Origin of the sequence: Streptomyces sp. 13-12-16, from assembly GCF_002114215.1 — a bacterium.
GTDB lineage: Bacteria > Actinomycetota > Actinomycetes > Streptomycetales > Streptomycetaceae > Streptomyces.
The window spans coordinates 23,629-30,467 of record NZ_NCTE01000096.1 but is presented as its reverse complement, the minus strand read 5'-3'; the positions used below and the strand labels follow the sequence as shown (position 1 = coordinate 30,467).

Sequence of the window (6,839 nt, the reverse complement as noted above, 5' to 3'; positions counted from 1 at the left end):
TGAGGGCTCCTCACCTGCGGATCTGTCAGTGTCATGAACGCGGCTGCCGTTGGCACCGCCGTCACCGCGGGTGCGCGGGGCCCATCCGCCTGCTCCTGGCTTGCGAACGCGGCGGCCGTGTCTGGCGCCTCGCCGACGCCTGCGGCGCCTGCGCCGCGGCAACCGCCCAGGCCGCCGTCGTGCCCGACACCGTGCTGGCCGCACCCTTCCACCCGCCTTCCGCGCGGCCGCGCGGTCCCCGACCCAGCCGGGGGCCGGGGGAGCGTGTCCGCGTGAGCGAGATCCTCAGCTACCTGGCCGCGGCCCTGCCTGCGGACGTGTCCGCCGAGGCGAGGCTCCTCGCCCTGCAGTGCGCCCTGCGCATGAACGCGTACCTGCACGTCGAACTCCGTGCGGGTCTGCTGCGCAGCCTTCGTATCAATCCGGTGCAAGCCTGCCGCGAGTTGGAACAGGCGCGGTGGGCAAGCATGGTGAACGGTCCCGGAGCGGCTGGGGTGGCTGCGGAGCTTCGCGACGCCACGCTGCTCGCCCAGTCACCGGCCCGCCCCGACCGGCGGCGCGCCGCCGACTGGGCGTTGCGCACCGGGTGCCCTGCCCGGATCGGTGGGGCAGAGCCGCAGCTGCGACTGTCGGGCGTCTATCTCGCGGCGCGCAGCGATCCGTCCTCGGGAGAGGGACTGAGTGAATGCGACAGGATCATCCGTGACTGTGGCCTGCGCGATCAAGGGTTCTACGGTGTGCTCAGCAGTCTGACGGCGAACGGCGTTCTGGAAGGGTGGCGGATCTGCCCGGATTCAGGCGGCGTGCACTGGACGCTGGCGCCGGGGTGATGAGGGCAGCCACCGGGCGGTGATCACGCGCGAGTAGCCGCAGACGACGACCATAACCGGCGGCCTGCCCGACTGGCCGTAGCCGAGCGAGATGTCGGCCGGGGGGAACCACAGATCACACTGGGCAAGCTCACCGGGCTGGTGAACGGTCCGGGAGACCGGGGCCACGGGAAGGTAGGCCGGGCGCAGTTCGCGTACGCGTTCCTTGAGGATGGTCAGCCCGCGTTCCCAGCCGATCCGCTCGGCGATCACGGTGGCGGGCATCGTCGGAGTCTGCTTGAGCAACTCGCGGATGGCGGGTTCGACGGCGTCCACCGCCGAGCCCTTCAGTAGACGCTGGTAGAGCGGCGGCCGGTCGGTGGCCAGGGCACGTTTCACCGTGTTCTTCGAGATCCCCCGGTGACGGGCAATCGCCCGGATCGGCATCTGCTCGGCCCGGCCAGCCGACGGATCTCAGCCCAGTCCTCAACGGAAATCACCCTCTCCTCCTGACCCCTCAATGAAGATCACGGTGATCAGACGATCGCGAGGTGGGTCATCGTTGATCCGCCGTTCAGCGGTCAGTTTTCACCCGTCGCCGAGACGCAGTCCGGCCGCGATGTGTCGCCGTTCCGTGAAACCAGGTTCAGAGACCGCCGACACGATGTTCGTGACGCCGATCAGCGGCAGTGCCCCGACGGCCAGGCTGCGCCAGGTCGCCGTCGTGCGGAGTGCGTTGCCTTCGCAATTGGGAGGCGCACTCGGTGAAGGCGGAGGCCCTGCACCACGTCCGGGATACCACCTTCCAGTGGTCACGCACGAGTGCGAGTGAGGCCAGTTGTGCCGGGGTGGCCTGCTCGGCGATGAGGCTGGTGACGGCGTAGACCGCTGTTCCGGGGCCAGGGTCCCTTGCGTGATGGAGGTCTGTCCGGATTCATCCAGTGAGGCCGAGGGCGGCCATGGGCCTTCGCCAGTCGCGAGCGGTGTGACGTAGGGCGGCGGCGATGTTGGTGTGGCCGTCCTGACGGTGGATGTCGATGGCGAGGCTGTGCAGGCCGGCCATGATCCGCGGGAGATGGCCAACGTCGATCTTGGAGTCGTCCTCGCGGAACGGGTGGTCGCGGACGTGGTGCAGAAGATTTTCGATCTTCCAGTGCCCTCTGATCCAGTCGGCGAGCTGGGCGCCGGTAACCGCGCCGGGCGGCAGGCTGATGATCAGGTAGACGCGCTCGATGGTGAACTTGCCGCTGGTGAAGGCCTTCCTCCAGCGCACGACTTGGAGGGTCTGGTGGGCATCGGGGTATTCGAGGCGTGCGAAGGCGGCGGTCTTCAGCCGCCGGATCTCCAGGCGGTGATGGGCCTAGGGCGTTTCTTTCCGATCGTCGGATCGTTGGTCTGGCCGTGCCGTTGACTGACGCGCAGTGGGCGCGGATAGAGCCGTTGTTGCCTGATCGGACGCCGAGGCGGGGCGGGCGGTGGCGTGATCATCGACAGGTGATCGATGCGATCGCCTGGAAGTTCCGGACCGGGTCTCAGTGGGTGCACCTGCCCGCCGAATACGGCTCGTGGAAGGGCGTCTATACGCGGCTGAGGAACTGGGCCATCGATGGCACTTGGGAGCGTGTGTTCACCGTGCTGCTCGCCCGGGCCGATGCCGACGGCGACCTGGACTGGGTCGTCGCGATTGACTCCACGATCGTGCGCGTTCATCAGCACGCGGCCGGGGCTCGCAAAAGGGGGCCTCAGCTGGGGAGCCTGGCGACCATGCCATCGGCCGATCCCGCGGCGGGCTGACCACGAAGATTCACCTCGCCGCCGACGGCAACTGTCGGCCGCTGGCCTTCGTGCTCACCGCCGGACAGGCCGGTGACGCACCCGCTTTCGTAGAGGTGATGGGCCGCCTGCGTGTCCCACGCCGGCGCGGACGACCTCGCACCAGGCCGGATGTGGTCCTGGCCGATAAGGCGTACTCCTCACGCTCCATTCGTGACCACTTGAACAAGCGCGGCATCCGGGCGGTGATTCCGGTTCCGGCGGACCAGCAGGGCCACCGCCTGCGTCGAGGCAGCCTCGGCGGTCGGCCGCCCGCCTTCGACCGTGAGGCATACAAGCAACGCAATACGGTCGAGCGGTGCATCAACCGGCTGAAGCAGTGGCGCGGCATTGCCACCCGTTACGAGAAGACCGCCACGGTCTACCGCGCTGGCCTCCTCATCGCGGGCATCTTCCTCTGGTCTGCCCGCTGAACCAACAAGAAGATCAGGGCCTGAGGCATTCTCCCTGCGGATCGAAGCAGACGAGTCCGTGCTCGCGAGCCAGCGTAGCGGCGTACTCGGACACTTCCTCTGCCTTCCCATAGGACATGAGCAGGTACACGATCGGGCCCGATGCCTCCTCGATGACCGGCGGGAACGCCCATACGACACTGCGATCGACGTCGTCCGGATATCGCGCGACGAGCGCTTCCACATACGCCACGATGCGCGGCGCCGGAGGCACGACGACATCGTCCGACTCCAGGTAGCGCTCGTAGAGCTCGTCGTAGGTCAAGCCCGCTTGGCGGTCGTCGAGTGGACGGTCGCCGTCCCACACCGCAAGGTCATAACTCACAAGCGCATCGTCGCAGGCAGCGGTCCCGCCGGCGCCAACGGGCCCGGAGATCGGACCCCCGCCAAGTGATCCGTAAGAGAGCTCCTAGGTGCGACCGTAGTGGCCGAGCCTGATCTCACGCCAGGGCAGACGGCGGACCCTGCCCTCGGCGTCAGCATTGTTTTGAAGGACTCGTATTCCTTTACCGCCGTGACGCGGGCGGTCTCCTCCCATGTGGCCCTTGCGGCCTGTACGAGCCGCCCTTCTCCGCTATTCAACGACAGGGGGTGTTCACGGGGCTCTGGTGATGGTGACTAGCCCCGCCCAATACCAGGGAATGCGTTTTGACTCGCCGTGTTCACCCGCCGCGTAATTCCGCTGAACTTTTCGCAGCGCCTCGGCTGGGGGAAGCCCCAGCACCAGCTCGCCAAGGTAATCCTTAAGAATGGCTGCTGTGGTTTCGATTCCAACCGGATACAAAGCAGCCGTGACAAACTGAGCGCCCCGTGTGAGTGCGACAGCTGGTAGGCCAATCGGCTCTTCGCCAAACGCGAAGGATTGTGCCCCCGACCAGCATGCTCCGAGAATAAGATGGGGCGGGAGATGGCAATCGAGCAATTGAGCGGCGGATAGTCGCTCCATCGGGGAGTCTTGTAGACGCAGACTGTGTCTCAAGCCTGGCTGATCGTCTCCGTGCGCCACAAGAACTGCGAGTTGGTACCCGTCCTTAGCGTGGAGCTCCCTACGCAGGCTGGAGGGATTGTTCAGCACCTGCAGGTCATACGCGGTTCTAAGGGAATCCAACTTCAAGTGCTCAGTTACGTCACTGTGAAGGTACGCAACTGCACGCAACCTCTCTTCATGCCTCAAGCGGTTCCCTTCTTCCTGCCTCTGCTCGGCAGAAGGGAGCATGCGTAGAGAAGGAAGCAGAGTTAGCACCGCATGGTCGATTAGGTAATGTTCACCCAACCGCAGCGCGGCGAATGGCATAGCCCACAACTCACCACTAGGCACGATGATCAATTTTTCCGGTTCTTCCTCCTCTGGCTTGACACTCGCCAACTGTCGACGCAGTTCAGCAGGTAGCAGTTCCTTCGCAAAATCGACTGACCAACGGTGTTCAGGATCTGAAAGCGTTATACTCCCTTGGAGGTGCATGCCTCCACGTGCGTTGGTGATATCTTCGAGCCATCCGATCTGCTCCTTTGTCAATTCCCCCCTTTCGACCACCGGCTCGGCAGGGGCCGGAGGAATCCAAATTCGAAAGAGTGGGAAATTCGACTCTTTCCACCAGCCTGGCAGTGCGCACAGGACCAGAGTATGTGCATCTGGAGGCAGCCGGCGTCGTAGCGTGTGAGCTGACATTGGCTCGGCCGTAAACATGTCACGAAATGCGTTTCCGGTCAATTCTCCGAGCTCTTGATAGAAAGACCTTCGCCTTTCCTCTTGCTCGCCTTCATGTAGACGCCAGTTATCCACGCCTGTCGGCGCGGGTGTAAGAACAGATGGGTCTGCAACATCTGAATGTGCTGCTGTTTCAAATTCAAGATCTTCGATCTCGGACAGCAGGGCACGGACCCGAGGTGGTGTTTCGCTTTCGCCCCGCGCACTCCGGTGAAGGAGCTCTGCCAGAGCCTCACCCCGCCCAGCCTCAGCAACTTCCAATGCCGCAACGCCGTCCTCGAGTTCGGCTGCCAGCGTTAGCGCCCATTCGTTGATCTCCTCACTCGAGGTTAGGAAAGCTGCACGGGAAGCTGCGCTCCCTAGCTGTAGCCGCATGACGTCTCGATTTCTGACGGCTGCCAGCGCATGCTCCAAAGCCTCTGGCTTGCTTCCTTCACTATTTAGCAGTTTGCTCAGTGCCCAGTGGGATCTCGTCATGCCAAGGAAATTCCCAGCTGAACTTGCCTGTTCAAGCGCCTCTTCTAGGTGTTCACGAGATTGCCCCGATGTTCCAGACGCATACAGGATTTCCCCGAGGACTTGGTGTGCATTTCCCAGACCCAGCACGTCTCCGGTTCTTTGGGCCATGGCCAACGCGGCTTGAGCGTGGTCGCGGGCCGCCTTCAACGCATGACCATCCGCTCCTTGCAAGGCAAGCTGGGCCAGAGTTACGAGCGCACTCTGCTGACCCGCAATATTTCCCGTAATCTTTGCAAAATTCAGAGCCTGATTGATGTGGTAAGTGGCTCGATCCGCACCAAGCCTTTCCGCAGTAGCCAACTCCCCGATCAATTGATGAGCGTTTCCCTGACCGATTGGATCGTGGGCCTCTTCAAACAAGCCGAGTGCCCGCTCGGCTTGCCGTAGAGCTGTTCCATAATCGTCGTGCCTCCGTTCCAGTTCGCCCAGTATGAGGAATACGTTTCCCTGGAGCATGGGATCGCCTGACGCTTCGGCGCTTCGGAGTGCATGATGTAGTCTTTCACGCGATTCACTCAAACGACCTTGGTACCATGAGGCGAGCCCCAACAAAAGAAACTCGTTTCCCTCCCGACCCGAATCGCGGGAATGGCGTGTGGCATCCCTTGCCTTTTCCACTTGCTCCTCAACGGACTGGAAATGCCTTCGCCTCAAGGAAATTTTAGCTAGCACAAGAAGCGCATCATACTCATCATTGCGGCTATCGAGTCGTCGTGCGTACTCCAACTCGCATTCCGCATGGTGTTGCGCCTTATCGAGATGCCCTAGGCTTAGATAACCTTCGGCCAGTAGGTCGTGAGCGAGAATTTGATTCCGAGGGCTGCTAGCTTCTTGTGCTAGTTCAAGAGCTCGCTCGGCATGCCGACAACCCACCTCAGCATCGATCGTTATCTGGGCGATAAGTCGATGGGCAAGACTCTGTGCTAGAATCCGCCCTTGAGGGTTGTCAATTTCTTGAGCGAGGTCTAGAGCCTTCTCCGCATGACGGCCGGCCACCTCTGGCTGACCCTCTAGATTCGCCAGATCGCCGAGGAGTTGGAAGGTCATGCATTCCGCCCACTTCTTATGCGGATCACCTTCAAGGGCCTTGAAGCACCTCAGAGCCTCCTCGGCAAGCTGTCGCGCCTGACTGCGATTGTGCTTATTGAAGTATGCGAGCAGCATGTAACTGAGGCCCCGAAGAAGCAGGTTCTTAAGCACCGGGAGCGCCGCTTCTAGAGCACGGATAGCCGTTGCTGGGCTACGGTTGGCCTCCCTGAGTTGGTCAGCGAATGCCACCAGCCCTACACCCCGCTGTTCCGGGGGGAATTCTTCCTCAGCTGACAGAAGTTCGTCTAGTCGCGCTATGTCATCGGGGCTTTCGTTTTCGCCAGGTTGGCTGAGAGGATTCTTTGCCATGCCAGACTCCACATATTCCTGCCGCGACAGATGTGCGCGCTGGCTAAGATCGACTATTAAGCTGACTTTGGAGATAGTGGACTATTGTGTCTCCGCTCCAGCTGGGGTCAATACGCGCCG

Annotated in this window: 5 protein-coding genes and 1 pseudogene; 2 read left to right on the top strand and 4 right to left on the bottom strand. The window is 62.5% G+C overall.

The window, feature by feature from the left end; translation table 11 throughout:
- The first annotated feature begins 272 nt into the window (after positions 1–272).
- Entirely contained in the window at positions 273–830 is a 558-nt protein-coding gene (locus tag B7767_RS04885; protein WP_085571025.1) for a hypothetical protein, read from the top strand.
- Here the strand turns inward: B7767_RS04885 and B7767_RS04880 are convergent.
- Positions 831–1,309, bottom strand: a pseudogene (locus B7767_RS04880) (helix-turn-helix domain-containing protein); the annotation flags it as partial.
- A gap of 434 nt (positions 1,310–1,743) precedes the next feature.
- Positions 1,744–2,082, bottom strand: a complete 339-nt coding sequence (locus B7767_RS04875) for a transposase (RefSeq protein WP_179167032.1) — start codon at positions 2,080–2,082, stop codon at positions 1,744–1,746.
- Positions 2,083–2,204: 122 nt separating this feature from the next.
- On the opposite strand from B7767_RS04875, the gene B7767_RS04870 reads away from it, so the two are divergent.
- A protein-coding gene (locus tag B7767_RS04870; protein ID WP_373408192.1) for an IS5 family transposase occupies positions 2,205–3,055 on the top strand; the annotation gives its coding sequence in 2 pieces (ribosomal slippage) (positions 2,205–2,541 and positions 2,541–3,055; 852 coding nt in all).
- 13 nt (positions 3,056–3,068) lie between these two features.
- Here B7767_RS04870 and B7767_RS04865 read toward each other — a convergent pair.
- Positions 3,069–3,419, bottom strand: coding sequence for a hypothetical protein (locus tag B7767_RS04865; protein WP_085571024.1), 351 nt, complete (start codon positions 3,417–3,419; stop codon positions 3,069–3,071).
- Between the two features lie 270 nt (positions 3,420–3,689).
- The gene (locus tag B7767_RS04860) at positions 3,690–6,719 is read right to left on the bottom strand and encodes a CHAT domain-containing protein (RefSeq protein WP_085571029.1); all 3,030 of its coding nucleotides are present in this window, start codon (positions 6,717–6,719) and stop codon (positions 3,690–3,692) included.
- Positions 6,720–6,839 lie beyond the last annotated feature (120 nt).